Genomic DNA, 25329 nt, shown 5'->3' with positions numbered 1-25329 from the left:
ATTGACCCCTGATGGCGCCCATGTGGCGCCATCGGCGTGTCTGGAGTGCCGTCCCTGCAAAGGTATGTTGCAGTGCGGGCAGGGCCTCCCGCCGGTGCTAGACTGCGTTCTTTCTCACGCAGTTTTCGGCATTGCCATGCAACTCACCCTGCTCAAGACCAAGATCCACCGCGCCACCGTCACCCATTCGGAGCTGAACTACGAAGGCTCCATCGCGATCGACGACAACCTGCTCCAGGCCACCGGCATCCGGGAGTTCGAGCAGGTGCATATCTGGGACGTGACCAACGGTGCACGCTTCACCACCTATGCGCTGCGTGCAGAAGCAGGCAGCGGCATCATCTCGCTCAACGGCGGCGCTGCGCGCCACGTGCAGGTAGGCGACATCATCATCATCGCGGCGTTTGCCAGCATGAGCGAAGCCGAGGCCGACGCCTTCCAGCCGACGCTGGTTTACGTGGACGGCAACAACCGCATCTCCCACACCAACACTTCAATTCCCACACAGGCCGCATGACCAGATACAACGGATTCGACGTATTGCACGCTCACGCCCAGCGACTGCAGGGCACGAGCATTCCCACGCTGATGGCCGCCGAGCCGGACCGGGTGAAAGACCTGGCGCTCACCGTCGGTCCGTTGTATGTCAATTTCGCGCGGCAGAAGTACGACCGCGCGGCATTGCAGTCCTTGCTGGCGCTGGCTGCCGAGCGTGATGTCGCCGGTGGGTTCCAGCGCCTGTTCGGCGGGCAGAAGATCAACACCACCGAAGACCGCGCCGTGCTGCACAGCGCGCTGCGTGGTGATGTCGGCAGCACCCCGGAAGCGGTGGCTGCGCATGCAGAAGCTGCCGCCGTGCAGCAGCGCATGGGTGCGCTGATCCAGCAGCTGGAAGCCAGTAATGTCACGGACATCGTCAGTGTCGGCATTGGCGGTTCAGACCTCGGTCCACGGTTGGTGGCTGATGCACTGCGCCCGGCAAGCGGTGCGCGTTTCCGTGTGCATTTTGTTTCCAATGTCGACGGTGCAGCGATGCAGCGCACCTTGGCCACGCTGGACCCGGCGACGACCGCGGGCATCCTGATTTCCAAGACCTTCGGTACGCAGGAGACGTTGCTCAACGGCAGCATCCTGCGCGATTGGCTGGGCGGCAGCGAGCGTCTCTACGCGGTCAGCGCCAATCCCGAGCGCGCTGCCAAGGCCTTTGATATCGCAAGCGAACGCGTGTTGCCGATGTGGGATTGGGTGGGCGGCCGCTATTCGTTGTGGTCGGCGGTGGGTTTCCCGATTGCGCTGGCCATTGGCTTTGAGCGCTTCGGGCAGTTGTTGGCCGGCGCTGCCGAGATGGATGCGCATGCCGCCTCCGCGCCGCTGGAACGCAACCTGCCGGTGCTGCATGCACTGACCGATATCTGGAACCGCAACGTGCTCGGCCATGCCACGCACGCGGTGATGACCTACGACCAGCGCCTGGCGCTGCTGCCGGCCTACCTGCAGCAGCTGGTGATGGAAAGCCTGGGCAAGCGCGTGAAGCTCGATGGCAGTCCGGTTGACGCCGACACCGTGCCGGTATGGTGGGGCGGGGCGGGCACCGACGTGCAGCACAGCTTCTTCCAGGCACTGCACCAGGGCACCAGTATCGTGCCGGCCGATTTCATCGGCTGCGTGCAGGCGGACAACCCGTATACGGTCAATCATCAGGCCTTGCTGGCCAATCTGCTGGCGCAGACCGAGGCGCTGGCCAACGGGCAGGACAGCGAAGATCCGCATCGCCAATACCCGGGCGGTCGCCCGAGCACGCTGATCCTGATCGATGCACTGACGCCGCAGGCGCTGGGCGCGCTGGTCGCGATGTATGAGCATGCCGTTTACGTGCAATCGCTGGTCTGGGGCATCAACGCGTTTGATCAGTTCGGCGTCGAGCTGGGCAAGCAGTTGGCCAACCAGTTGCTGCCGGCACTGCAGGGTGAGGCGGTTGAAATCGCTGATCCGATGACGCGCGAAGTGCTGGCGCGCCTGCGCTGAATCCAGCCGGTTATCGTTTTGCGCTGACAACAGATTGTCGTTCCAAGAAAGCCGCGCAGATATGCGCGGCTTTTCTTTTGCCCCTCGCATGCGGGAGCGCGACCTTGATCTGCCCCCTCCCTTGGCCGAAGGCAGGGGGAGGGTTGGGGAGGGGCGGGCTTTTGCTGTTCAAGCGAACGTCAAAAGCGGCCCTCACCCCAACCCCTCTCCCGCAGGCGGGAGAGGGGCTTTGAGCATGGCGGTTATCTGTTCGGATCGCGCTCCGGGCTCGGCCGCTTGGTCAGCTTGCGCTGCAACGAGCGCCGGTGCATGCCCAGCAGGCGCGCCGCGGCCGAAACATTGCCGCCGGTTTCATGCATTGCCTGCTGGATGTGCTCCCACTGCAGGCGGCTGATGGGGGTCATTGAATCCGGCGGTTCGATCTCCTCCGGCTCCTCGCCAGCCTCATCTTCCTCGCCCAGTGCGCGCAGAATCATCTGCACCGTCGCCGGTTTGGGCAGGTAGTCGTCGGCGCCTTGTTTGATGGCCTCCACCGCCGTGGCGATCGATGCATAGCCGGTGACCAGCAGGATGCGCATGTCCTGGCGCAGTTCGCGCAAGGGTTGAATCAAGGTGAGGCCGGATTCGCTGCCCAGCTTCAGGTCGATCAGTGCAAATGCCGGTGGCGTCTGCGTGGCCAGTTGCAGTGCGCTGGTGATGTCGGTGGCAGTGACGGCCTCGATGCCACGCCGCGCAAGCGTACGCTGCAGCGTGCGCAGGTACAGGGGATCGTCGTCGACCAGCAACCCGTGTGTGGCGGGAGCATTCATGTATTTACCTCGGTGGTGTCCAACGGCAGGCGGAAGCCGACGCGCGCTCCCAGGCCTTCGGCAGGGCGCATCCAGAGTTCGCCATGCAGGCGTTCAATGGTGGCATGTGACAGGGCAAGGCCGACACCCATGCTTTCGGTCTTGCTGCTGTTGAACAGGGTGCCGGGCAGGGCGGCATCATTGGCGTTGAAACCCGGGCCATAGTCGCGGACCTCACCATACAGTTGGCCGTCGCGCACGCGGATGTCCAGGTCGATCTGCGGTCGTCCACTGGATTCGCCCGCATCGGCGGCGTTGTTGAGCAGTACCTGCAGCAGGTGGCCGATGCCCGGGTCCAGCGTCAGCTGCAGCGGCGCGTTGGCATTGCGTCGCAGCTGGATGGTCGGGCGGACCAGACGCCACTGTTCGAGCACGCTGCCGATAGAGACCGCCGCGCGGGCGCGGGCACCTTCGGCCGGCGCCGCCAGGGCAAGCACGCGTTCACGGCACTGCACCAGCAACTCGCGCAGGGTTTCCAGGTCATCGCGCATTTCCGGGTTGTCGGCGCATTGCTCGGCGATGTCGTCGGTGAGCAGGGTCATGGTCGCCAGGGGGGTGTTGAGTTCATGCGCCACCGATGCAGCGTGCGTGGCCAGGGCGACAATGCCCTCATTGCGGACAAAACGTTCGCGCAGCAGGGCCAGCTGGTTTTCGCGCTCGCGCAGGGCGGCGGCCAGGCGGGTGGAGAACACCAGCACCACCACGCTGGACAGCAGGAAGTTGGCCGCCGCGCCCCACAGGTGCAGGTCCAGTGAGTTGAAATACCCGCCCTGCAGTGGCAAGCCGAAGATCGCACTCAACGCATAGCCGCCGACGCAGGCGGCGGCGACTGCGTGCGTCCAGCGTAGAGGCAGTGCCAGCGCAGCCAGGGCGATCAGGATCAGGAACAGCGAGCCGAACGGGTTGGCGATGCCGCCGCTCCAGCCAACCATCCAGGTCAGTACCGTGACATCGACCAGGATGTGGCCGAAGGCAGTGACCGGCGCCGGGTTGCTGTCGTGCACCCGCAGTTGCGCGTAGAGGTTGAACAGCGCCAGCACGAACACACCGCTCCAGAGCGGAAGCTGCGGCAGTTCCAGGCCGAGCAGCCAGGTGGCGACCAGGATGGTCGCGGCCTGGCCGGCGGTGGCCAGCCAGCGCAGGCTGCACAAGGTGCGGAGAAACGAGGTGTCCGACGAATTCATGGCGTAATCGTATGCTGTCAGGCCCGCTGACACACAACGGAAGGTTCATCCCCGGGAGGCGGCCGGCGCGGTAAAATGCCGCCCATGCATGACGCCGTGACCCGACCAACTCCGCCTGCCGACGCCACCGCCTGGCCCCGCCGCATCACCCAAGCCGTGAATATCGGCGGGATCAAGGTGGGCGGGGGCCACCCCGTGGTCGTGCAGTCAATGACCAACACCGATACCGCCGACGTGGCGGCCAGCGTCAAGCAGGTCGCGGAACTGTGGCGCGCCGGTTCGGAAATGGTGCGGCTGACCGTCAACAATCCCGAGTCGGCGGCGGCGATTCCGTGCATCGTCGAGAAGCTGCAGATGATGGGCATCGACGTGCCCCTGATCGGTGACTTCCACTACAACGGCCATCAACTGCTGAGCCAGGAGCCGGCGTGTGCGGAGGCCTTGGCCAAGTACCGGATCAACCCGGGCAATGTCGGCTTCGGCAAGAAGAAGGACACCCAGTTCGCGCAGCTGATCGAGTTCGCCATCCAATATGGCAAGCCGGTGCGGATCGGCGCCAACTGGGGTTCGCTGGACCAGGCGCTGGCGGCAAAGCTAATGGACGAAAACAGCCAGCGTGCCCAGCCCTGGGATGCTGGCCGCGTACTGCGCGAAGCCCTGATCCGCTCGGCGCTGGACTCGGCCCAGACCGCCGTTGAGCTGGGCCTGCCGCATGACCGCATCGTGTTGTCGGCCAAGGTCAGTGGCGTGCAGGAGCTGATCGCGGTGTATCGCGACCTGGCCAGCCGCTCGGATTTCGCGCTGCACTTGGGCCTGACCGAAGCCGGCATTGGCAGCAAGGGCATCGTGGCCTCGTCGGCGGCGCTGGCGGTGCTGCTGCAGGAAGGCATCGGCGACACCATCCGCATCTCGCTGACGCCCGAGCCGGGCCAGTCGCGCACCCAGGAGGTCATCGTCGCGCAGGAACTGTTGCAGACCACCGGCCAGCGCGCTTTCACGCCGATGGTGACGGCCTGCCCGGGTTGCGGCCGGACCACCTCCGAGTTCTTCCAGGAGCTGGCCAAGGTGGTGCAGAACCACGTGCGCGAAAAGATGCCGGTCTGGCGCATCAGCCACCCCGGTGCGGAGAACATGACGCTCGCGGTGATGGGCTGCATCGTCAACGGCCCCGGTGAATCGCGTCACGCCAACATTGGTATCTCGCTGCCGGGTACCGGCGAAACGCCGGCGGCGCCGGTGTTCGTTGATGGTGAGAAGAAAGTGACCCTGCGCGGCGAAAACATCGCCCGGGAATTCGTCGCGCTGATCGACGACTACGTTGAGAACAGGTATGCCCGAAGCTCCGGTTGATTCCCGGAGCGAGGCCGCGGGCCTGCGGCGCTGGCTTGGCCACAACGCGTGGCGGCTGGTGCTGTTGTTCGTTGGCGTGCTGCTTCCGTTGGCGGGCTTCGTTTCGCTGGCCGACGAAATCCACGAAGCCGAAGCCTTCCACTTTGACGACGCCCTGTTGTGGCGCATGCATGCCCTGGCGTCGCCTGCGCTCGACAGCTTCTTCATGCTGATGTCCAAGCTGGGTTACGAGTGGGGTGTGATCCCCGTGGATGTGCTGATCGTCGGTGTATTGCTGGTGATGCGCCGTTGGCGCAAGGCGGCTTTCGCAGCGACGGCCTTTATCGGTTCGGCGTTGCTCAATCTGGGCAGCAAGCAGATTTTCCAGCGCGAACGCCCCGGGCTTTGGGAGTCGATTGCCCCGGAAAGCACCTTCAGCTTCCCCAGCGGTCATGCAATGGGCTCAATGACGCTGGCAGTGACGGTCGTCCTGTTGCTGTGGAATACCCGCTGGCGATGGCCGGCACTGTGCGGCGCGGCCGCATTCGCGGTGCTGGTGGGGGCGTCACGGGTGTACCTGGGGGTGCACTATCCGTCGGATATTCTGGGGGGCTGGTGTGCTGCGCTGGTGTGGGTACTGGGCGTTTACATGGTGATGTTCCGGCGTCGCTGGTCACTGCCGGCACCCTGACGCGACCCTCCGAATTGCCATTAATTTTGGCTCGGAAAAGTCCTATTTGTATCGAAGAAATGGGCTGATAGAAGCATCTTTGCTCCTGCTACATAGTGGCCACGACATCAGCCGGACTTGTTCTGCTGCTGTCCTGACACCACGGGGATGACTAATCTGATGTTTTCCAGCCAATAATTGTGCTGGGTTTGGTCACTTCTGGTCGATAATACGCACGGTCTGTGCCATGGGGGGACGGGGGAGGCCGTCGCTCCGGATTTCCGGCTTCCGGGGATTGGCCAAGGCTTCAACTGTCACCTCGCCAAGAGGAATGCGTCATGACGATCAAGGTTTTTCTCATTGATGACCACGCACTGGTACGTACTGGTATCAGGTTGATTCTTTCTGGACAGACCGAAATCGAGGTTGTGGGGGAGGCGGACAGCGGCGAGGTGGCGCTGCCACAGATTCGTCGCCTCAAGCCTGACGTGGTGCTGTGCGACCTGCACCTGCCGGGGCTGAGTGGGCTTGAGATCACCGAGCGCATCGTCAAGGGCGACCACGGTACGCGCGTCATCATTGTTTCCGTGCTGGAAGACGGGCCCATGCCCAAGCGCCTGCTGGAGGCGGGGGCTTCCGGCTATGTGGGCAAGGCGGGGGATTCGCGTGAACTCATCCGGGCGATCCATGACGTGGCATTGGGCAAGCGCTACCTGGCCAACAGCATTGCGCAGAATCTTGCACTGTCGAATCTCGAAGGGGATGACTCGCCCTTTGATGCGCTGTCTCCGCGAGAACTGGAAGTGGCATTGCTGCTTATCCAGGGGCATCGACAGGAAGAGATTGCGCGGCGTTTGTGTCTCAGCGCCAAGACCGTGAACACACACAAGGCGCGCCTGTTCCAGAAGGCGGGCGTGCAGGACAACATCGCGCTGGCACGCCTGGCGGGCCAGTACGGGATTGGTGATCCCTCACGGGCGCTTTGATATCGGCACTGTTCCTGCCGCCTGGCGCACGGGAATGCAGTATTGAAAAGGAGCAGCCTCGGCTGCTCCTTTTTTCATGTAGCCTCGCCGCCGATACGGGTGCGCATAGCCTGGCTTGCCAATGACAGCAGGAAGCCATGCTTCTGCTCGGGCAGCTTGATGTGTGTGGAAGACCCAGCCATCGGCAGGGGCTTGCATGGCCTGGGCAGCATGCGGTCTTCGTGTTCGAGGGGGCGCGCTGCCTGAAGCCGGGAAGGATTTTTGCCTGTGCTGCCAGAAAGTTGAACATCAAAAAAGCGGCCACGAAGGGCCGCTTTTTTGATTCTTTCGTGTAGCCGATCAGCCGTTGCGGGGCTGCTCTTCTTCCACTTCATCCTTCGTCACATCCGCGGCGTTGGCTGCTTCGGCGACGACCGGCGTGGCTTCGTCCTGCGGGGCCGCGAACAGTTGGCCATTCTGCGGTGCTGCAGGCGCGGCCTCCTTGGGTTCAGCGGCAACCAGTGCGGTCGGTTCCGGAGAGGCTTCAGCAGTAGCCGGAGCCACCACAGGTGCTTCAACCACCGCCGGCGTTTCGACCGCAGTGGCTGCCGGGGCGGGCGCATTTTCGACAGCCGGGGAGTCCGGCGTCGAGGATGCGACCACAGCCGGTGCTGCCGCGACCGCGGCGACTTCAGCCACCGGCGCTTCGGCGACGACAGGCGTTTCAGTCGCTTGTGGTGCCGGTGCGGCGGGAGTGACCTCGGCCGGTGCGATTGCCGCTTCCTGAGGAGCGTCCACCGCAGCAACCGGGGTTGCCGGGGCTTGGACAACAGGCGCCACTGGTGTGACCGGCGCCGGGCTGGCCTCAACAGGCTTGGCTTCGGCAACGGCGACCACCGCAGGGGCGACAACGGCCGCCGTGTTGGCTGCGGCCACAGGTTGTGCCGGAGCAGCCTTCACCTGTGCGGCGGTGTTGGGCTCATCATCGAAGTCGAATTCAGGCTGGTTGTTGGCTGGCGTGGCAGCTGCCTCGGCAACCTCGCCGTCTTCCAGATCTTCGATGCCCTCCTCATCGGTGGCAGTCACTTCGCCTGCGGCGGCCCCTTCGGCGCCACCGCGACGACGGCGGCGACCGCCGCGACGGCCACGGCGACGACGGCTGCCGCCTTCGCCCGTACCTTCTTCGCCTGCGGCTGCGGGCGCTTCATCGCTGGCGGCAAGTGCCACGACAGCCTGTTCCTCTGGTGCAGTAGCGGGCGTGGTCGCATCGGTGACCGGCGCCGTTGCGCTGACCAGCGTCACGGGCGTGTTGATCGCGTCAACCGCAACAACGCTGGCTGCGGCCACGGTGCTGACCACCGGCGTGGCTTCCGGCTGCGCCTGGCGCGCCGGCTTTTCGCTCACCGGCTGCTGCTGGGCGACCTTCTCGGCATCCTGCGGCTTGGGCTGCTTCGGTTGCTTCTGCTGCTTGGGCTGCTCGTTGCGCGGCTTGCCCTGCTGGCCTTGCTCATTGCGCGGCTGCTTGCCCTGTTGTGGCTGCTCGTTGCGCGGCTTCTGCGACTGGCCGTTGTTCTGATCCTGGGCGTTGGTGTTGCCCTGGCGACGCTCCTCGCGGCGATCTTCACGGCGCTCGTCGCGACGGTTGCCACCGGCATTGGCGTTGCCACCATTGCGCGACTGCTGGCCATTGTTGCCGTTGCGGCCGTCGCGACGCTGGTTGCGGTCATTGCGGTTGCGGCCGCTCTCCTGGCGCTGCGGCTGGGCGGCAACAGGGGCTGCCGGGGCGGCTTCACCACCGAAAACGCGCTTGAGCCAGCCCATTACGCCGCCGGCTGCCGGGGCGACTGCCGGGGCGGCAACGGGTGCTGGCGCGGCTTCTTCGACCACTTCGCGCAGCGGTGCCGGCTGGCTGTGCTTGACGTGGGTCACGGCCGGGGTCGGCGGGATGTTCAGCTGGGCCTTGGTCAGTGCGTGCACCGGCAGCTTGCGCGGGGTGCCGCGCTGGTAGCTCGGGCGGCCGGATTCTTCGCCCAGCTCGTTGTCGCGCAGGCGCGTGACTTCGTAGTGCGGGGTGTGCAGTTGCTCGTCGGCGACGATGATGATCGGCGCATCGTGACGGGTTTCGATCTCGCGCAGGGCGCTGCGTTTCTCGTTGAGCAGATAGTTGGCGATCTCCACCGGGGCCTGGACCAGCACCTGCCCAGTGTTCTCCTTCATGGCGTGCTCTTCGGCAACGCGGATGATGGACAGCGACAGCGACTCGATGCTGCGCATGCGGCCCTGGCCGTCACAGCGCGGGCAGACGATCTGGCTGGATTCACCCAGGCTCGGGCGCAGGCGCTGGCGGCTCATTTCCATCAGGCCAAAGCGCGAGATGCGGCCCAGCTGAACACGCGCGCGGTCGTACTTCAGGGCGTTCTGCAGGCGGTTCTCGACTTCGCGCTGGTGCTTGCTGGAGGACATGTCGATGAAGTCGATGACCACCAGGCCGCCCAGGTCACGCAGGCGCAGCTGGCGGGCGACTTCCTCGGCGGCTTCCAGATTGGTCTGGAATGCGGTGTCCTCGATGTCGCTGCCCTTGGTGGCGCGGGCCGAGTTCACGTCGACGGCGGTCAAGGCCTCGGTCTGGTCAACCACGATCGAACCGCCCGAAGGCAGGCGCACGTTGCGCTCGTAGATCGCCTCGATCTGCGATTCAATCTGGAAACGATTGAACAGCGGGATGTCGTCCTTGTAATGCTTGAGCTTGCGCAGGGTCTGCGGCATCACCTGCTGCATGAACTCGCGTGCGGTCTCGTACAGCTCTTCGGTGTCGACCAGGATCTCGCCGATGTCCGAGCGCAGGTAGTCGCGCAGGGCGCGCACGATCAGGCGCGATTCCTGGTAGATCAGGAACGGGGCCGGCTTGGTCAGTGCGGCTTCGGCGATCGAGCGCCAGACTTGGAGCAGGTAGTCCAGGTCCCACTGCAGCTCTTCGGCATCGCGGCCAACGCCGGCGGTGCGGATGATCACGCCCATGTCGTTGGGGATGTCGAGCTTGTCCAGCGCTTCCTTCAGGGCGGCGCGGTCTTCGCCCTCGATGCGACGCGAAACGCCGCCGGCGGAGGGCGAATTGGGCATCAGCACCATGTAGCGGCCGGCCAGCGAGATGAAGGTGGTCAGGGCGGCGCCCTTGTTGCCACGTTCATCCTTGTCAACCTGGACAACGATTTCCTGGCCTTCGCGCAACAGCTCCTTGATGCCGGCCTTGTTGTGGTCAACGCCAGCCTGGAAGTAGTCGCGGGAGATTTCCTTCAGCGGCAGGAAGCCGTGGCGTTCGCCGCCGTACTCGACAAAGGCAGCCTCGAGCGACGGCTCCAGGCGGGTGATGCGGCCCTTGTAGATGTTGGACTTTTTCTGTTCCTTCGACGGCTGTTCGATGTCGATGTCGTACAGGTTCTGCCCGTCGACGATGGCCACGCGCAGTTCTTCAGCCTGCGTGGCATTGATCAGCATTCGCTTCATTGTGCGTTCCTCGCGCGCTGCTACCGCGCGGAACGCCATGGGGTTTCGCCTCTGGACACGGGTCGCCGTCCAATCGCGCAGGCGCGGGTAGGGCAGCTTGGGTTTCCAGCGCTACGACACCACGGCAGGCCGCGGGAGCGCTTCTATTCTTGTTTTAAGGTGTTTCAGGGCCGGCGGCCGATCCGGCCGTGGCCGGGCGTCGCACGGGACATGTGTTTCGTCCAGCTCAGGTGCTTTGGGCACCCGGCGATGGCCGGGAACGCCGACGAGCCGCTAACATGGCCGCCCCGGGGGCGGTGGCCGCGCACTGTGCCGGATCCGTAGGGAGCGGGGCTTCTGGCCCTGACCAACTTCCAACGAAATCAAACCCTTATATCGCGGCCCGAGTGTAGCAGAATAAATAGGCTGATGACTGACTCCGACCACCGCAGTACCCCGCCCGCCGCCAAGACCAGCGTGCGCATGATCAAGGTTTCCGAAGACCGCGCCGGGCAGCGTCTGGACAACTTCCTGCTCGGCCAGCTCAAGGGCGCGCCGCGCAGTCTGGTGTACAAACTGGTGCGCAGTGGCCAGGTCCGCATTAACGGGGGGCGTGCCAAGGCCGAGCGCAAGCTGGAGGCGGGCGATGAGGTGCGGGTGCCGCCGGTCAATCTCAATGAGGTGGGAGAAAAAACGGCGCCGCCGGCCGGCTTCCTGGAGCGGATGGAGCAGGCCATCGTTTTTGAGGATGCCCGGCTGCTGGTGATCAACAAGCCCTCGGGCGTGGCCAGTCACGGTGGCAGCGGCATCAGCCATGGCGCCATCGAAACCATGCGGGTGCTGCGTCCGAACCAGAATCTGGAACTGGTGCACCGCCTGGACCGGGATACCTCGGGCTTGCTGATCATGGCCAAGAAGCGCTCGGCGTTGACCGAGCTGCAGGCGCTGATGCGTGAAGACCGTGGCGGCATCCAGAAGCGTTACCTGACCCTGCTGGTCGGCCGCATGCCTGATGGCGTGATGAGTGTGGACGCCCCGTTGCATGTTGGTTTGAGACAGGGCGGCGAGCGTCATGTCCAGGTGAACCCGGCGGGCAAGCCGTCGCTGAGCCATTTCCGGGTGCTGGAGCGCCGCGGTGGGCATTCTTACTGCGAGGTGCGGATCGAGACCGGGCGCACCCACCAGATCCGCGTGCATGCGCAACACATCGGCCATGCCGTGGCAGCGGACGATAAATACGGCGATCCTGCAGTCAACAAGCGGCTTCGTGAGCAGATCGGCCTGAAACGACTGTTTCTACATGCTGCCTCGCTCGAGTTCGCGCTGGATGCGGGCAAGACACCTTATGTATTGAATGCCCCGCTGGCGCCGGAGTTGGTCGAGGCGTTGGACAGGCTCTGAGGCTGGGATTGGTGAGTCGGGATTGGGGATTCGCAAAGGCAGCACTGCCGCCGCTGAAGGGAGGCCAGAGGTCGGCACTTGCCAATCCCTAATCACTACATCCCCAATCCCGGCCCCACTACCACTTGAACAGCACAAGGCTTACGGCGATCGTCGCCATGCCGATCACCAGGCCGTAGACGGTTTCGTGCCCCTTGGCATAGCGCTTGGCGGCTGGCAGTAGCTCGTCCAGTGCCAGGAACACCATGATGCCGGCGATCAGGCCGAACACGGCGCCGAAGGTGGCATGGGAGAGTGAGCCGGCCAGGGCGAAGTAGCCGATCGCCGCGCCCACGGGTTCGGCCAGGCCTGACAGCAGGCTGGCGCCGAAGGCGTAGAGCTTGCGCCCCGTGGCGAAATACACCGGCACCGCGATGGCAATGCCCTCGGGGATGTTGTGAATGGCGATGGCGAATGCCAGGGGCAGGCCGACAGACGGGCTTTCCAGCGTGGCGAAGAACGTCGCCAGGCCCTCCGGGAAGTTGTGCGCGGTGATTGCCACGGCGCTGAGCAGGCCGACCCGGCGGATGCTGCTGCGGTTCTTTTCCTTGAAGGCAGGGTCCTGCTTGTCCAGGGTTTCGTGCGGGTTGGGCACCAGGTGGTCGATCAGCACCACCAGCAGCACGCCGCCAAGGAACCAGAGCGTGCCGTAGGTGAAACCGAGCCGGTCGCCGTAGCTGATGGCGAATGAGGCGATGGACTTGTTCAGGATTTCCGACAGCGACACATACACCATCGCGCCGCCGGCAAAGGCCAGCCCGAACGCCAGCAGGCGCGGGTTGGGGCGGCGCGAGAACAGCACCATCAGGCTGCCGATGGCGGTAGCCAGGCCGGCCGCGAAGGTCAGTGCGAAAGCAATCCAGAGATTGTCAGTAGAGATTCCGTGCATGTAATGGCCGGGCGGTCAGCCGCCGCGGCGTGCCCGTTCTTCGATGGCAAAGCACTCATTTGGCTTCGGGCTGGGCGGGTTGAAGCTCACTGGCACCTGGATGGTGGTGGGGACCGGCTGGCCGTTGCGGGTGGCCGCATTGAACTTCCACTCGCGGACGCGGGCGATGGCCGAGTCATCCAGTTGGCTGTTGCCGCTGCTGGTGATCAGCGCGACTTCGGTCGGGGTGCCCTGCGGGCCGACGACGACCTTGAGCACGCTCTTGCCGCCCACGCCGGTGCAGGCCAGCTCGGCCGGATAGTCCGGCGGCGGGGTCTGTACGGCGGCAACCTGGGTCGGGGCGATTGCCGGTGTGGCGGGTTGGTCGGAAGAGTTGCACGCGGCCAGCGAGACGGCGGCAGCAAAACAACCCAGCAGCAGACGCGGTTTCATGTCATTGCTCCGTAAGTGCGGATGCCTTGGCGGCACAGATGAAGTCGTTCTCGCTCAGGCCGCCCACGTCGTGGGTGGAAAAGCGCACCACGGCACGGTCGTAATGCACGCCCAGGTCCGGATGGTGGTCTTCGGCATGGGCGACCCACGCCAGCGCGTTCACGAAAGCCATCGTGCCGTAGTAGTTGTCAAAGCGGAATGTACGCACCAGCGCCTGGCCATTTTCGGCCAGTTCCCAGCCGGGAAGCTGCGGCATCAGTTCGGCCAGGCGGGCCTGGCCCAGCCGGTGTTCGCTGCCCTTGCGTGGGATGCAGTGGGCTTGCGCCAGGGGAATCAGGTCAGGGGCCATGGGAACCTCCATCAGGCAGTGACTGAACAGTGTCGCCGATGGAATCAGTGTCCCATCAGCGTCAACCAAGACACGGCTAGAATACCCGCATGATCCAGATCTCAGATACCGCCCAAAGCTATTTCCGCAAGTTGATCGAACGCGAGGCCGTGCCCGGCATGGGCGTGCGCCTGAGCGCCGTGGAGCCCGGCACGCCGCGTGCCGACGCGCGCTTGGAGTTTGCCGACCCCAGCGAACTGCTCGGCGACGAATGGGCGGTCGATTGCGATGGTTTCACCTTGTATGTAGCTGCCACGAGCGTGGGTTGGCTGGACGGTGCCGAGATCGACTTCGTCACCCAGGCGGCCGGCACCCAGCATCTCACCATCAAGGCGCCGAAGATCAAGGGTGAAGCGCCCGGCGATGCCGCCTCGATGGTTGAGCGCGTGCATTGGGTGGTCGAGAACGAGATCAATCCCCAATTGGCCTCCCACGGTGGCCGCGTAGCCGTGCAGGAAGTTTCCGCCGAGGGCGTGGTGCTGCTGCGCTTCGGCGGTGGCTGCCACGGTTGCGGCATGGCCGATGTGACCTTGAAACAGGGGATCGAGAAGACCTTGATGGGCCGGGTGCCGGGCGTGACCGCCGTGCGCGATGCCACTGACCATGACACAGGTCAGGCCCCGTATATCCCGCGTGCGGGCTGAGGCGACAGCTGCCGCATGCCGGTGACTTCAGTTACCGACCTGATTGATCTGCTGACCGCGCGCCGGCAGGCAAGCATCCTGCACGACCGTCGTACCGGCATGCCCTACAGCTGGAGCCATTGGGTGCGCACGCGCGCATCCAGGGCGGTGTCGGCGTTTGCAGATGCCGATGTGGCGGCCGTGGTTGCGGCCCGGCCCGAGCCGCCACGCAAACGTGTACTACCGCCGCGTCCGTTCCTGCTGACGATGCTGTTGCTGCTCTGGCAGGGCGGTGATCCGCCGCCACGGGACCAGCGCCTGATGCGCGGGTTTGCCGCTTTCATCAGTGCGGCATTGCATCTGCTGTTTGGCTTGCTGCTGGTATGGGTGGCATTGATACGCAGCCCGGTGCCGGAGCAGAGTGCCGAAGAAGGCGAACGGGTGCAGATCGAGTACATCGGCCGCGGCACGCCGGACGAAGAGGGCGGCGGTGCGCCGCAGGCACAGGGGCAGCAGCAGGCCGAGGCTTCGGCGGCTGCATCAAACACATCGGCTGCGCAAAGCGCGGCTGCCAGTGCCTCACCTGCCGTGCAGCCACAGGAGGCGGCGGTGGTGGAGCCAGCAGCGGTTGCGGCGTCGTCCGCAGCGGATGCCGCTGATGCCGAGGCAGGCCTGGTGCCGATTGATGTGTCCAAGCCTTCGCCGGAGATGCCAACGGCCCAGCCGTTGCAGGTGACCCAGACACCACAGCCGAGCAGTGACTTCGTGCTGCCTGCGCCGACATTGCGCCCGCCGACGGTGACCGTGCCAAGCGTCAGCGTGCCTGAGGTGCAGGTGCGCGAACGGGTGGTGGAAACGGCGGCAGAGCGTCCGCAGGTGACGCAGTCCGCGCGCGCGCTGCCCAGCGTGCAGCCGCAGCTGAGCGTGCCGGATGTCCAAGTGCGCGAGCGCCGGATCGACACCGCGCCGCAGCAGCAGATCGAGATGGCGCAGGTGCGCCAGCGTGCGGCCGACGTGCGGGTGACCCAGCCGGAAATGGCAGTGCGCGAGCGGCAGGTGGAAGCGGCGCCGACGCAGCCGGTTGCCATGGCGCAGGTGCGCTCCAGCGAAAGCAGCAGCGTGTCCGTCAAGACGCCAACGGTTGCCGTGCGCGAACGGCAGCTCCCGGGCGTGCCGGATGTCGCGGCGTCGAGCGCGGCGCCTGCAACTGCTGCCGGCAAGCCTGACAGTGCGACCAGCAGCGCTGCGACAAGCGCCGCGCAGCAGAATGCGGCTGCACAAGGGAGCAGTGCTGCGGCCAACAATTCCGTGCGCCCGGGGACCAGTACGGGTGCCGGGCCGAGGACGCAGGACCGCAGTGGCGGTTGGGATTCGGCGGTTCGTTCGGATGACTGGGGTGCATTGAAGCGACAGGTGGAAGGGGCTGCCGGCGGGCAGTCGGACAAGGGGCGAGGCCTGTTCGATGCTGACGGCGGTGTGCGCCTGGCGGACGATGGCGCCGGCAAGGAACGCACGCGCGGTGCACCGGGTGGCGATGCGGACTCGTGGACGCGCGAGCGCATTGCCGACTCCGGGACGTGGCTCAAGCGCCCGCCGTATGACTACACGCCGACCTCGTTCGACAAATACTGGGTGCCCAACGAATCGCTGCTGGCCGAATGGGTGCGCAAGGGAATCCAGAGCGTGGAGATTCCAATCCCCGGCACCAGCACCCGGATTTCCTGCGTGGTGTCGATGCTGCAGTTTGGCGGTGGTTGTGGGCTGACCAACCCCAACATGCAGGAACAACCGGCCGAGGCACGGCCGCCGCCGGATATCCCATTCAAGAAGGAATTGCAGGAAGACAACGGCAGTCGTTGATTGTCTTTCTTTTGCTCTGCGCCCCCTCTCACCAACCCCCGCTCCGCGCCCCGGCCTTCGCTGGGCGCGAAGGCGCTAGGGGAGCAGCGAATCAATGGTTCGCAAGCTACTCCCCGTCGCCCCGCGAGGGGAGAGGGGCTTTAAAACAGCAGTCGCTGAGTGCGTTTCGGTCTATAGATAGCCGAACCGCTTGAAGCGAAAGAACGCAGTTTGCGAATCATTGCGTCGCTGCTCCCGTGGCGTTTCCGTGTCCCACGAAATCCAGAATTCGGGATGGATGCAAGGGGAGGGGCGAGAGAAAGGGGGCGGGCTTCACCGACGGCAAGCCAAAAAAGAAAGCCGCCCATCAGGCAGCTTTCTTCCATTCGGACTACGGTGCTTGCTCAGTTCACGCCATGCAGGTCGCGTAGCTGGCTGGGGCGCGAACCGAAGTAGGCGGCCAGGTCGGCGATGTCCTGGTCGCTGAGGCCGGCAGCCTGTGGCGTCATCAGCATCTGCTCGCGGTCGCCGCTGCGATAGGCCTGCAGGGCGTGAGCGAGGTAGTCCCCGTACTGACCGCCCAGCCGTGGATAGGTGGGGTCGATGGGCTGGTTGCCGTCGGCGCCGTGGCAATCGATACAGCTTTGGCCGGTGGCCTTGCCCTTGGCGTTGGCCAGATGCTCGCCGGCGGCGATGCGCCCCTGCGGCAGCCCGGCTGAAGAACTGGCGTTGCGTTCGCCGCTGGCATGGCCGGGGTCGGCAGCGGATTTATCGGCCGACTCCACCTGCGACTGCGAACAGGCGGCCAATGCAAAGGCGGCCAGCAGGACGACGGACAAGCGCGTTGCGTGCGTTGCTTTCGACATGGGCGATGCCTATTTGACGGTGGACAGGTAAGCGGCGAGATCAGCGATTTCCTGCGGGCTGAAACTCATCGATTGCGCCTGCATCGTCGGATGCTTGCGCTTGCCTTGGCGATACTCGGTGAGTGCCTGGGTCAGGTACTCGGCCGACTGCCCACCAATCTTGGGGACGCGGTAACTGGGATAGGCATTCTTGTAGCCGGTGATGCCGTGGCAACCCTGGCAGGTATAGGCCAGTGTGCGCCCGGTGTCGGGCTGGCCGACAAGTGGGGTGGCCGGCGCGGGCGATGCGGCGGAATCAGACTGCGGAACAGCGTTGGCGGCCCCGATGGGCAGGGCGAAAGCCAGAACGAAACAAGCGGCGAGCGGCTGCGAGCGCATGGTTTCCTTGTCCGGTGTGCGGGTCTGGGGTTCCGCCGTGGGGACACGGAACGGCCCGAGTATAGCCCGCGTATTTACCTGTTCGGAACAGCTTGCCGATGCTGCGGCGCGTCACTCATTCTGCAATGCCGGCCGCCAGACAGGGCATACCCATGACCTTTGGCGCATGGTGTGCATGTGGGGTGGTGCAATACTTTGCTACAACACCATGCCAATGCATCCCCAGGGACCTGACGATGTCGCGATTCTTCTCTCAGCACGGCCGCACCGGAAGCTGCGCCGCTGCACTTTTGATCACCACTTCCCTGTTGCTCGGCGGCTGCAAGGCGGGTGGCGAAGAGGCCAAGGCCAAGACGCCGGATGAGCAGAAGGCCAGTGATGCAGTGCCGGTGGAAGTGGCCAAGGCCGAGCGCCGCGCGATTGCCGCCAGCTATGCGGGCACGGCCACGCTGGAGCCGCGCGCGGAGTCGCAGGTGGTCGCCAAGACTTCCGGTGTGGCGCTGGCAGTACTGGTCGAAGAAGGGCAGCAGGTACGCGCCGGGCAGCCATTGGTTCGGTTGGACCCGGACCGTGCCCGCCTGAGCGTGGCGCAGAGCGAAGCGCAGATGCGCAAGCTGGAAAACAGCTACCACCGCGCCGAGAAGCTGGTGCAGCAGCAGTTGGTCAGCGCCGCCGACGTGGACCAGTTGCGCTATGACCTGGAGAACGCGCGCGCCATGTACCGCATGGCCACGCTGGAGCTGTCCTACACCACGGTGGAGGCGCCGATTTCCGGCGTGGTTGCCTCGCGTGATATCAAGCCGGGCAACTTCGTGCAGATCAACTCGCCGATCATCCGCATCGTTGACAGCAGCCGCCTGGAAGCCACGCTCAACGTGCCCGAGCGCGAGATCGCCAAGCTCAAGCCGGGCCAGGCGGTGTCGCTGCAGGTTGATGCGTTGCCGGGCAAGCAGTTCACCGGCGAAGTGGACCGCGTGGCGCCTGTCGTGGACACCGGCTCGGGTACCTTCCGTGTGGTGACCAGCTTCTCCGGTGACCAGGAACTGCAGGCCGGCATGTTCAGCCGCCTGAGCATCAACTACGACCAGCGTGCCGATGCCCTGGTGGTGCCGCGTACGGCCCTGCTGGAAGACGGCGGCAAGCCGGCTGTCTACGTGGTGCGCGATGGCAAGGTCGTGCGCACCGAGCTTGCGCTGGGCTATGACGATGCAGGCTTCATCGAAGTCCGCAACGGTCTGCAGCTGGGTGATGAAGTGGTCATCGCCGGCAAGGCGGCCTTGCGTGAAGGCAGCACGGTGCAGGTGATCGGCAAGGAGAAGGCAGTAGCGACGGCGGCCAAGGCGCCGGCAGCTGCACAGGCGTCCAAGCAATGAGTGCGCACCAACCGTCGAGTTCCGGCGGTGGCTTCGATCTGATCGAGTTCGCCACCCGCCGCCGCGTCACCATTGCGATGATGACGCTGACCCTGGTGTTGTTCGGCCTGATCTCGCTGTCCAGCCTGAAGGTCGAACTGCTGCCGGACCTGAGCTATCCCACCCTGACCGTGCGTACCGATTACGAAGGTGCCGCGCCGGCAGAAGTGGAGACGTTGATCTCGCAGCCGGCCGAAGAAGCGCTGGGCATCGTCAAAGGGTTGCGCAAGCTCAAGTCGATCTCGCGCACCGGCCAGAGCGACGTGGTGCTGGAGTTCGCCTGGGGCACGGACATGCAGCAGGCCGGCCTGGACGTGCGCGACAAGATGGAGACGCTGCAGCTGCCGCTGGAGGCCAAGCCGCCGGTGCTGCTGCGCTTCAATCCGTCCACGCAGCCGATCATGCGCCTGGCGCTGTCGTCCAAGCAGGAAGCCGGCAACGACGCCGATGCGGTACGTCGCCTGATGGAACTGCGCCGTTATGCCGACGAAGACCTCAAGCGCAAGCTGGAGCCGGTCAGCGGCGTGGCCGCGGTCAAGGTCGGCGGTGGCCTGGAAGATGAAATCCAGGTGGATATCGACCAGCGCAAGCTGGCCGCGCTTGGTCTGTCGCTGGACACCGTGATCCAGCGCCTGCAGCAGGAAAACGTCAACCTGTCCGGCGGTCGCCTGGAAGAAGGCTCGCAGCGTTACCTGGTGCGTACCGTCAACCAGTTCACCACGGTCGAGCAGATGCGCGAGATGCTGCTGACCACGGCCAGTGGTTCCAGTGCCGCCAGTTCCACCGGCGAGAACCGCCAGCTGATGTCGGCCATCCTCGGCAGCAGCGATCCCAACGTGATTGCCGCACTGCGCAGTGATGGCAGCAGCGGTGCACCCAGCGTGCGCCTGAAGGATGTGGCCGAGGTCCGCCAGGGCTACAAGGAGCGCGAGGCGGTGATCCGCGCGGCCGGCCATGAGGCCGTGGAACTGGCGGTCTACAAGGAAGGCGATGCCAATACCGTTTCCACCGCCGATGCGCTGGAAGCCAAGCTCGAACAGATCCGCAAGGAAATGCCCAAGGACATCGAGATGACGATGGTGGAAGACCAGTCGGTCTTCATCCGCCACGCCATCAAGGACGTCAAGATCGATGCGGTGATCGGTGGCCTGCTGTCGGTGCTGATCATCTTCCTGTTCCTGCGCGATGGCTGGAGCACCTTCGTCATTTCGCTGTCGCTGCCGATTTCGATCATCGCCACGTTCTTCTTCATGGGCCAACTGGGCCTGAGCTTGAACGTGATGTCGCTGGGCGGCCTGGCGCTGGCCACCGGCCTGGTGGTGGATGACTCGATCGTGGTGCTGGAATCCATCGCCAAGGCGCGTGAGCGCGGCATGGGCATCCTGGAGGCGGCGATCAAGGGCACCCGCGAAGTGTTCATGGCGGTGGTTGCCTCGACCCTGACCACCATCGCGGTATTCCTGCCGCTGGTGTTCGTCGAAGGCATCGCCGGCCAGCTGTTCCGTGACCAGGCGCTGACGGTGTCCATCGCCATCGCGGTGTCGCTCGTCGTGTCGATGACGTTGATCCCGATGCTGAGCGCGCTGAAGGGGCGCCCGCCGCTGGAGTTCCCGGCCGAGGACCCGCGCCAGCCGTGGCGTCCGGAAAGCCGCTGGAAGAAGCCGGCGGCGTATGCGGGCCGTGGCATTGGCGCGATGTTCCGTTACGGCTTCTATGCACTGGCCTGGAGCGTGGTGCGCATCTTCCGTGGCATCGCTGCGGTGGTCGGCCCGGTGATGCGCAAGGCCAGTGATCTGGCGATGGCGCCTTACGGTCGTGCCGAAGCCAGTTACCTGCGCGCGCTGCCGGCGGCGTTGAAGCGTCCGTGGCCGGTGCTGGGTTTTGCCACGCTGGCCTTCGCCCTGACTTTGGCAGCGCTGCCGCTGCTGGGCGTGGACCTGCTGCCGCAGTTGGCCCAGGACCGCTTTGAGATGACCGCCAAGCTGCCGCCGGGCACGCCGCTGGCGCAGACCGACGCACTGGTGCGCGAAGTGCAGCGCAAGCATGCCAACGAAGACGGCGTGCGCCTGCTGTACGGCGTGTCCGGTACCGGCACGCGGCTGGATGCCAGCCCGACCGAGAGCGGCGAGAACATCGGCAAGCTGTCAGTGGTGATGAATGACACCAAGCTCGAACCGGCACTGACCGAGAAGCTGCGCGAAACGATGAAGGCCTGGCCGTCGGCGCAGGTGGATTTCGCCCGCCCGGAACTGTTCGCGCTGTCGCCGCCGCTGGAGATTGAAATCGAGGGCAACAATCTCGAGGACATCCGCATCGCCGGCAATCGCCTGGCTGGCATGCTGCGCGAAAGTCCGCACTACGCCGATGTGAAGTCGACGGTGGAGCAGGGCTTCCCGGAAATCCAGGTGGTGTTCGACCAGGACCGCGCCGCGGCACTGGGGTTGACCACGCGCCAGATCGCCGATGCGGTGGTCAACAAGGTCAAGGGCAACGTCGCCACGCGCTACAGCTTCCGTGACCGCAAGATCGACGTACTGGTGCGCGTGCAGGAGTCGGAGCGTTCCTCGGTGAATGACATCCGCCGCCTGATCGTCAACCCGACCGGCGCCAAGCCGATCGAGCTGGGCTCGGTGGCCGATGTGGTCGCCACCACCGGCCCCAGCGAGATCCACCGCGCCGACCAGCGTCGCGTGGCGATTGTCTCGGCCAACCTGCGTGACATCGACCTGGGCAAGGCCATTACCGAAGTGCAGACCATGGTCGCCAAGAACCCGCTGGGTACGGATGTCGGCATGCACATCGGCGGCCAGGGCCAGGAGCTGGGCGAATCGATCCGTTCGCTGCTGTTCGCGTTTGCACTGGCGGTGTTCCTGGTCTACCTGGTGATGGCGTCGCAGTTCGAATCACTGCTGCATCCGTTTGTCATCCTGTTCACCATTCCGTTGGCCCTGGTCGGTGCGGTGGCGGCCTTGCTGTTGGCGCGCTCGCCGGTCTCGGTGGTGGTGTTCATTGGCTTGATCCTGCTGGTTGGCCTGGTGGTGAAGAACGCGATCATCCTGATCGACAAGGTCAACCAGCTGCGCGAGGAAGGTGTGGCCAAGCGTGAGGCGCTGGTGGAAGGTGCGCGCTCGCGTCTGCGTCCGATCATGATGACCACCTTGTGCGCGGTGTTCGGCTTCCTGCCGCTGGCTCTGGCCTTCGGCGAAGGTGCCGAGGTGCGCTCGCCGATGGCCATCACCGTGATCGGCGGCCTGTTGGTCTCGACCATGCTGACCTTGCTGGTCATCCCGGTGGTGTACGACCTGCTGGACCGCAAACCGGACGAGTACTACGCCGAGCGTGGTCGTCGTGCGCGGCAGGCAATGGCCCAGGCCGAGCAGGTGTTGAGCCACGAACAGGACGCCATCGGCGGCATCAGGGACTGAGCGGATGAATATCACCGAGCTGTCCATCCGCCGCCCCGTCACCACCATCATGTTGTTTGTTTCGATGGTGGTGATCGGCCTGATCGCTGCGCTCAAGCTGCCATTGGAAGCCGAGCCGGAAGCGTCCATTCCGTTCTTCTTCATTGCCTTGCCGTACCCGGGCTCCACGCCCGAAGAGGTGGAGCGCAATCTGCTGCGGCCGGTGGAAGAGGCCATCGCCACGATGCCGGGCATCAAGACGATGAACTCGCGGGCCAACGCAGAGGGCGGCCAGATCCAGGTCGAATTCAGCGACTGGGACCGCGACATCGCCATGGCGGCCTCCGAAGCGCGCGAGCGCATCGACGCGGTACGCGACGAGCTGCCGGACGACTTCCGCCGCTATTACGTGCAGCGCTGGAGCACCAGCGACCAGGAAGCGATCAGCCTGCGCCTGAACAGTGCGGAAGACCTGACCGCGCGCGCTGACATGATCGAACGCACCATCAAGCAGCGTCTGGAACGTCTGCCCGGCGTGGCCCGTGTCGAAGTGGAAGGCGTGGCCAAGCAGGAAGTGCTGATTGCCCTGGACAAGGACCGCATCAGTGCGCACGGCGTGGCGCTCAATGAGTTGGTGCAGAAGCTGCAGGCGGCCAACTTCGCCGTCTCGGCGGGGCAGATCACCGAAGACGGCCGACGCCTGCGGGTGCAGCCCAAGGGCGAGCTGCTGGAAGTGCAGGAGCTGCGCGACCTGCCGATCAACAACCGGGGCACGCGTCTGTCCGACATCGCCGAGGTCAGCCTGCAGCCACAGCGCATGAGCTATGTGCGCCGGATGGAAGGCAAGCCCAGTGTCGGCGTGGACATCTACAAGGAACGTTCGGCCAACCTGGTGGACCTGTCGCGGGCGGTGAACAAGGAAGTCGAGCGGCTGGGCGAAGACCCGGCCCTGCGCGGCGTCGATATCGAAGTGGCGTGGGACTCGGGCAAGGCGGTCACCAGTTCCTTGCTGGCACTGGCCGAAGCCGGCGCCATCGGCCTGTTGCTGTCGGTGATCGTGCTGTATGCCTTCCTGCGACATTGGCCGTCGACGCTGATGGTGTCGATGGCGATTCCCATCTGTTTCATCATGACGCTGGGCTTCATGTACTTCACCGGCATCAGCCTGAACATCATTTCGATGATGGGCCTGCTGCTGGCGGTGGGCATGCTGGTGGACAACGCCGTGGTGGTGGTGGAGAGCATCTACCAGGAGCGCGAGAAGTACCCCGGGAAACCGGAGATGGCTTCGATCATCGGTACCCGCCATGTGGCCATCGCGTTGTCTGCCGGCACGTTGTGTCACTGCGTGGTGTTCCTGCCGATGATGTTCGGTGAGAAGAACATCATCACCATCTACCTCTCGCAGCTGGCGGTGACCATCTCGTTCTCGCTGCTGGCTTCGTGGCTGGTGGCGGTGAGCCTGATCCCGATGCTGTCGGCGCGGATGAAAACCCCGCCGGCGGTGAAGTCCCCGTTGATCAGCCGCCTGCAGGCCCGTTATGCCCGCGCGCTGCGCTGGACCCTGCAGAACCGCGGCTGGAGCGTGGCTGGCATCGCGCTGGTGTCGTTGATCAGCGTCTGGCCGATGACCCATACCGTTGGTGGCGGCGATGACAACGATCCGGATGAGATCAACATCTTCTACCAGTGGAAGGGCTCCTACTCCAAGGAGGAGATGGGCAAGGAAGTGGAGCGGGTGGAGGACTTCGTCAATGCGCATCGTGACGAGTTCAAGATCAAACGCGTGTACAGCCGTTTTGCCGAGCAGGGCTGGGCGCAGACGCGCCTGTACCTGAGCATCGACGACCGCGAGCAGAGCAAGAAGATCGAAGAAGAAGTGCGCAAGGGCCTGCCGCAGTCGGCGCGCGCCAAGATCGGCATCGGCTGGCCGGGCGGCATGGGCAGCGATGGGCAGGGCCTGCGTTTCAGCCTGGTGGGTGATTCCAGCCAGACCCTGCGCGAGCTGGCCGATGACATCGTGCCGATCCTGGCGCGTGATCCCAAACTGCGCGATGTGCGTGTGGACGTGGGCGATGCCAACTCCGAGTTGGCGGTGCGGGTGAACCGCGAGCGTGCCGCGTCGTATGGCTTCAGTGCCCAGCAGGTGGCGCAGTTCGTCGGCATGGCGCTGCGTGGCTCGTCACTGCGTGATTTCCATCGTGATGATGTGGAAATTCCGGTCAATGTGCGTTTTTCAGGTTCTGAGAAGTACAGCATCGAGGACTTGTCCTCGTTCATGGTGCGCAGTTCCAGCGGCAAGGAAATCCCGTTACTGGCGATGGTGGATGTCAACGTCAACCCGGCGGCGAACTCGATCCAGCGCCTGAACCGGCAGACCATGCTGCGCATCGAAGCCGGCCTGGCCAAGGATGTGCCGATGGACCAGGCACGCAAATCGGTGGAAGAAACGCTGGACCGCGTGCAGTTCCCGCCAGGCTATGGCTATACGTTCAGCGGTGCGGGTTTCAACATCAACTTCGACGGCATGGACCAGATGCTGCGGGCGATCTTGATCGCGCTGATCCTGATGGTGGTGATCATGGCCGCGGTGTTCGAGTCGCTGTTGTTCCCGGCGGCGATCATGTCCTGCGTGCTGTTTTCCATCTTTGGTGTGTACTGGCTGTTCTGGTTGACCGGCACCGAGATGAACATCATGGCGGTGATCGGCATCCTGGTATTGATGGGCGTGGTGGTGAACAACGGCATCGTGATGATCGAGCACATCAACAACCTGCGACGGCGTGGCATGCCGCGAACGGACGCCTTGATCGAAGGCAGTCGCGAGCGTCTGCGCCCGATCATGATGACGATGGGCACGGCGATCCTGGCGATGATTCCGATTGCCTTGAACACGACCACCGCCGACGGCATGCCGCCGTACTATCCGATGGCGCGCGCGATCGCTGGTGGTTTGGCGTTCTCCACGGTAGTCAGCCTGCTGTTCCTGCCCACCATCTACGCGATTCTGGATGATCTGCGCATTGGCGCTGCCCGACTGGTGCGGCGCGCACGCGGCTTGCCGCCGGTGGGGCAGGGGGTTGCTGCCGAGGGCTGATGGGCGGGAGGCTGGTTGTAGTTGCTGAGTTTGCGAAAAGCGAATGCGACAGCAACA

General features: G+C 64.7%; 20 protein-coding genes. 11 read left to right on the top strand and 9 right to left on the bottom strand.

Going from position 1 to position 25329, the window contains the following annotated elements; all coding sequences use genetic code 11:
• The first annotated feature begins 136 nt into the window (after window positions 1-136).
• Window positions 137-517 (top strand): aspartate 1-decarboxylase, encoded by a 381-nt coding sequence (gene panD, locus ACVOLO_RS07955; RefSeq protein ID WP_481569711.1) that lies wholly within the window; start codon window positions 137-139, stop codon window positions 515-517.
• Window positions 514-2025, top strand: a complete 1512-nt coding sequence (gene pgi, locus ACVOLO_RS07950; protein ID WP_481569710.1) for a glucose-6-phosphate isomerase — start codon at window positions 514-516, stop codon at window positions 2023-2025. Before panD ends, pgi begins: the two co-directional genes overlap by 4 nt.
• A gap of 242 nt (window positions 2026-2267) precedes the next feature.
• Here pgi and ACVOLO_RS07945 read toward each other — a convergent pair whose 3' ends face one another.
• Both ACVOLO_RS07945 and ACVOLO_RS07940 read right to left on the bottom strand, forming a co-directional pair.
• The gene (locus ACVOLO_RS07945) at window positions 2268-2834 is read right to left on the bottom strand and encodes a response regulator transcription factor (protein WP_481569709.1); all 567 of its coding nucleotides are present in this window, start codon (window positions 2832-2834) and stop codon (window positions 2268-2270) included.
• Entirely contained in the window at window positions 2831-4057 is a 1227-nt protein-coding gene (locus ACVOLO_RS07940) for an ATP-binding protein (RefSeq protein WP_481569708.1), read from the bottom strand. The genes ACVOLO_RS07945 and ACVOLO_RS07940 overlap by 4 nt, the downstream gene beginning before the upstream one ends.
• Before the next feature lie 84 nt (window positions 4058-4141).
• On the opposite strand from ACVOLO_RS07940, the gene ispG reads away from it, so the two are divergent.
• The 3 genes from ispG (at window position 4142) to ACVOLO_RS07925 (ending at window position 7042) form a co-directional block, all read left to right on the top strand.
• Window positions 4142-5407: a flavodoxin-dependent (E)-4-hydroxy-3-methylbut-2-enyl-diphosphate synthase gene (gene ispG / locus ACVOLO_RS07935; protein WP_481569707.1), complete on the top strand. Its 1266-nt coding sequence runs from the start codon at window positions 4142-4144 to the stop codon at window positions 5405-5407.
• Complete coding sequence (locus ACVOLO_RS07930; RefSeq protein ID WP_481569706.1) at window positions 5388-6077, top strand: phosphatase PAP2 family protein; 690 nt, start codon at window positions 5388-5390, stop codon at window positions 6075-6077. The genes ispG and ACVOLO_RS07930 overlap by 20 nt, the downstream gene beginning before the upstream one ends.
• A gap of 317 nt (window positions 6078-6394) precedes the next feature.
• Complete coding sequence (locus ACVOLO_RS07925; protein ID WP_481569705.1) at window positions 6395-7042, top strand: response regulator; 648 nt, start codon at window positions 6395-6397, stop codon at window positions 7040-7042.
• Between the two features lie 74 nt (window positions 7043-7116).
• Here the strand turns inward: ACVOLO_RS07925 and ACVOLO_RS07920 are convergent, their stop codons facing one another.
• Both ACVOLO_RS07920 and rne read right to left on the bottom strand, forming a co-directional pair.
• Window positions 7117-7416 (bottom strand): hypothetical protein, encoded by a 300-nt coding sequence (locus ACVOLO_RS07920; protein ID WP_481569704.1) that lies wholly within the window; start codon window positions 7414-7416, stop codon window positions 7117-7119.
• Window positions 7382-10525 carry a ribonuclease E gene (gene rne / locus ACVOLO_RS07915; RefSeq protein ID WP_481569703.1) on the bottom strand — a complete coding sequence of 1048 codons (3144 nt, stop codon included), beginning with the start codon at window positions 10523-10525 and terminating at the stop codon, window positions 7382-7384. The genes ACVOLO_RS07920 and rne overlap by 35 nt, the downstream gene beginning before the upstream one ends.
• Window positions 10526-10933: 408 nt before the next feature.
• Here rne and ACVOLO_RS07910 point away from each other — a divergent pair, with 408 nt between their 5' ends.
• Window positions 10934-11905 (top strand): RluA family pseudouridine synthase, encoded by a 972-nt coding sequence (locus ACVOLO_RS07910; protein WP_481569702.1) that lies wholly within the window; start codon window positions 10934-10936, stop codon window positions 11903-11905.
• A gap of 118 nt (window positions 11906-12023) precedes the next feature.
• On the opposite strand, the gene zupT is transcribed toward ACVOLO_RS07910, so the two are convergent.
• From zupT to ACVOLO_RS07895, 3 genes are read right to left on the bottom strand one after another with little or no spacing between them, the layout of a single operon-like run.
• Entirely contained in the window at window positions 12024-12833 is an 810-nt protein-coding gene (gene zupT, locus ACVOLO_RS07905) for a zinc transporter ZupT (RefSeq protein ID WP_481569701.1), read from the bottom strand.
• Window positions 12834-12848: 15 nt separating this feature from the next.
• Window positions 12849-13265, bottom strand: coding sequence for an energy transducer TonB (locus ACVOLO_RS07900; protein WP_481569700.1), 417 nt, complete (start codon window positions 13263-13265; stop codon window positions 12849-12851).
• A 1-nt stretch (window position 13266) separates the two neighbouring features.
• Window positions 13267-13614 (bottom strand): 4a-hydroxytetrahydrobiopterin dehydratase, encoded by a 348-nt coding sequence (locus tag ACVOLO_RS07895; RefSeq protein WP_481569699.1) that lies wholly within the window; start codon window positions 13612-13614, stop codon window positions 13267-13269.
• An 89-nt stretch (window positions 13615-13703) separates the two neighbouring features.
• On the opposite strand from ACVOLO_RS07895, the gene ACVOLO_RS07890 reads away from it, so the two are divergent.
• Both ACVOLO_RS07890 and ACVOLO_RS07885 read left to right on the top strand, forming a co-directional pair.
• On the top strand, window positions 13704-14297 hold the full coding sequence (locus ACVOLO_RS07890; protein WP_481569698.1) for an NfuA family Fe-S biogenesis protein: 594 nt from the start codon (window positions 13704-13706) through the stop codon (window positions 14295-14297).
• 15 nt (window positions 14298-14312) lie between these two features.
• Entirely contained in the window at window positions 14313-16136 is a 1824-nt protein-coding gene (locus ACVOLO_RS07885; RefSeq protein ID WP_481569697.1) for a hypothetical protein, read from the top strand.
• A 383-nt stretch (window positions 16137-16519) separates the two neighbouring features.
• Here ACVOLO_RS07885 and ACVOLO_RS07880 read toward each other — a convergent pair whose 3' ends face one another.
• Together ACVOLO_RS07880 and ACVOLO_RS07875 are read right to left on the bottom strand one after the other, a co-directional pair.
• Window positions 16520-16981 (bottom strand): c-type cytochrome, encoded by a 462-nt coding sequence (locus tag ACVOLO_RS07880; RefSeq protein WP_481569696.1) that lies wholly within the window; start codon window positions 16979-16981, stop codon window positions 16520-16522.
• A 9-nt stretch (window positions 16982-16990) separates the two neighbouring features.
• Window positions 16991-17359 (bottom strand): c-type cytochrome, encoded by a 369-nt coding sequence (locus ACVOLO_RS07875; protein ID WP_481569695.1) that lies wholly within the window; start codon window positions 17357-17359, stop codon window positions 16991-16993.
• 236 nt (window positions 17360-17595) lie between these two features.
• Here ACVOLO_RS07875 and ACVOLO_RS07870 point away from each other — a divergent pair, with 236 nt between their 5' ends.
• From ACVOLO_RS07870 to ACVOLO_RS07860, 3 genes are read left to right on the top strand one after another with little or no spacing between them, the layout of a single operon-like run.
• Entirely contained in the window at window positions 17596-18732 is a 1137-nt protein-coding gene (locus tag ACVOLO_RS07870) for an efflux RND transporter periplasmic adaptor subunit (RefSeq protein WP_481569694.1), read from the top strand.
• Window positions 18729-22196, top strand: coding sequence for an efflux RND transporter permease subunit (locus ACVOLO_RS07865; RefSeq protein WP_481569693.1), 3468 nt, complete (start codon window positions 18729-18731; stop codon window positions 22194-22196). The genes ACVOLO_RS07870 and ACVOLO_RS07865 overlap by 4 nt, the downstream gene beginning before the upstream one ends.
• 4 nt (window positions 22197-22200) lie before the next feature.
• Entirely contained in the window at window positions 22201-25272 is a 3072-nt protein-coding gene (locus ACVOLO_RS07860; protein WP_481569692.1) for an efflux RND transporter permease subunit, read from the top strand.
• The last annotated feature ends 57 nt before the right edge of the window (window positions 25273-25329 follow it).

The organism is Stenotrophomonas sp. STEN056 (assembly GCF_056759635.1).
Note: the sequence above shows the minus strand (reverse complement) of the source record. Positions and strands in the feature narration are given on the sequence as shown.

Coding starts and splice junctions, on each gene's coding strand:
- panD (WP_481569711.1), top strand. CDS start 137: ATGCAACTCACCCTGCTCAAGACCAAGATCCACCGCGCCACCGTCACC.
- pgi (WP_481569710.1), top strand. CDS start 514: ATGACCAGATACAACGGATTCGACGTATTGCACGCTCACGCCCAGCGA.
- ACVOLO_RS07945 (WP_481569709.1), bottom strand. CDS start 2,834: ATGAATGCTCCCGCCACACACGGGTTGCTGGTCGACGACGATCCCCTG.
- ACVOLO_RS07940 (WP_481569708.1), bottom strand. CDS start 4,057: ATGAATTCGTCGGACACCTCGTTTCTCCGCACCTTGTGCAGCCTGCGC.
- ispG (WP_481569707.1), top strand. CDS start 4,142: ATGCATGACGCCGTGACCCGACCAACTCCGCCTGCCGACGCCACCGCC.
- ACVOLO_RS07930 (WP_481569706.1), top strand. CDS start 5,388: ATGCCCGAAGCTCCGGTTGATTCCCGGAGCGAGGCCGCGGGCCTGCGG.
- ACVOLO_RS07925 (WP_481569705.1), top strand. CDS start 6,395: ATGACGATCAAGGTTTTTCTCATTGATGACCACGCACTGGTACGTACT.
- ACVOLO_RS07920 (WP_481569704.1), bottom strand. CDS start 7,416: ATGAAGTGGAAGAAGAGCAGCCCCGCAACGGCTGATCGGCTACACGAA.
- rne (WP_481569703.1), bottom strand. CDS start 10,525: ATGAAGCGAATGCTGATCAATGCCACGCAGGCTGAAGAACTGCGCGTG.
- ACVOLO_RS07910 (WP_481569702.1), top strand. CDS start 10,934: ATGACTGACTCCGACCACCGCAGTACCCCGCCCGCCGCCAAGACCAGC.
- zupT (WP_481569701.1), bottom strand. CDS start 12,833: ATGCACGGAATCTCTACTGACAATCTCTGGATTGCTTTCGCACTGACC.
- ACVOLO_RS07900 (WP_481569700.1), bottom strand. CDS start 13,265: ATGAAACCGCGTCTGCTGCTGGGTTGTTTTGCTGCCGCCGTCTCGCTG.
- ACVOLO_RS07895 (WP_481569699.1), bottom strand. CDS start 13,614: ATGGCCCCTGACCTGATTCCCCTGGCGCAAGCCCACTGCATCCCACGC.
- ACVOLO_RS07890 (WP_481569698.1), top strand. CDS start 13,704: ATGATCCAGATCTCAGATACCGCCCAAAGCTATTTCCGCAAGTTGATC.
- ACVOLO_RS07885 (WP_481569697.1), top strand. CDS start 14,313: ATGCCGGTGACTTCAGTTACCGACCTGATTGATCTGCTGACCGCGCGC.
- ACVOLO_RS07880 (WP_481569696.1), bottom strand. CDS start 16,981: ATGTCGAAAGCAACGCACGCAACGCGCTTGTCCGTCGTCCTGCTGGCC.
- ACVOLO_RS07875 (WP_481569695.1), bottom strand. CDS start 17,359: ATGCGCTCGCAGCCGCTCGCCGCTTGTTTCGTTCTGGCTTTCGCCCTG.
- ACVOLO_RS07870 (WP_481569694.1), top strand. CDS start 17,596: ATGTCGCGATTCTTCTCTCAGCACGGCCGCACCGGAAGCTGCGCCGCT.
- ACVOLO_RS07865 (WP_481569693.1), top strand. CDS start 18,729: ATGAGTGCGCACCAACCGTCGAGTTCCGGCGGTGGCTTCGATCTGATC.
- ACVOLO_RS07860 (WP_481569692.1), top strand. CDS start 22,201: ATGAATATCACCGAGCTGTCCATCCGCCGCCCCGTCACCACCATCATG.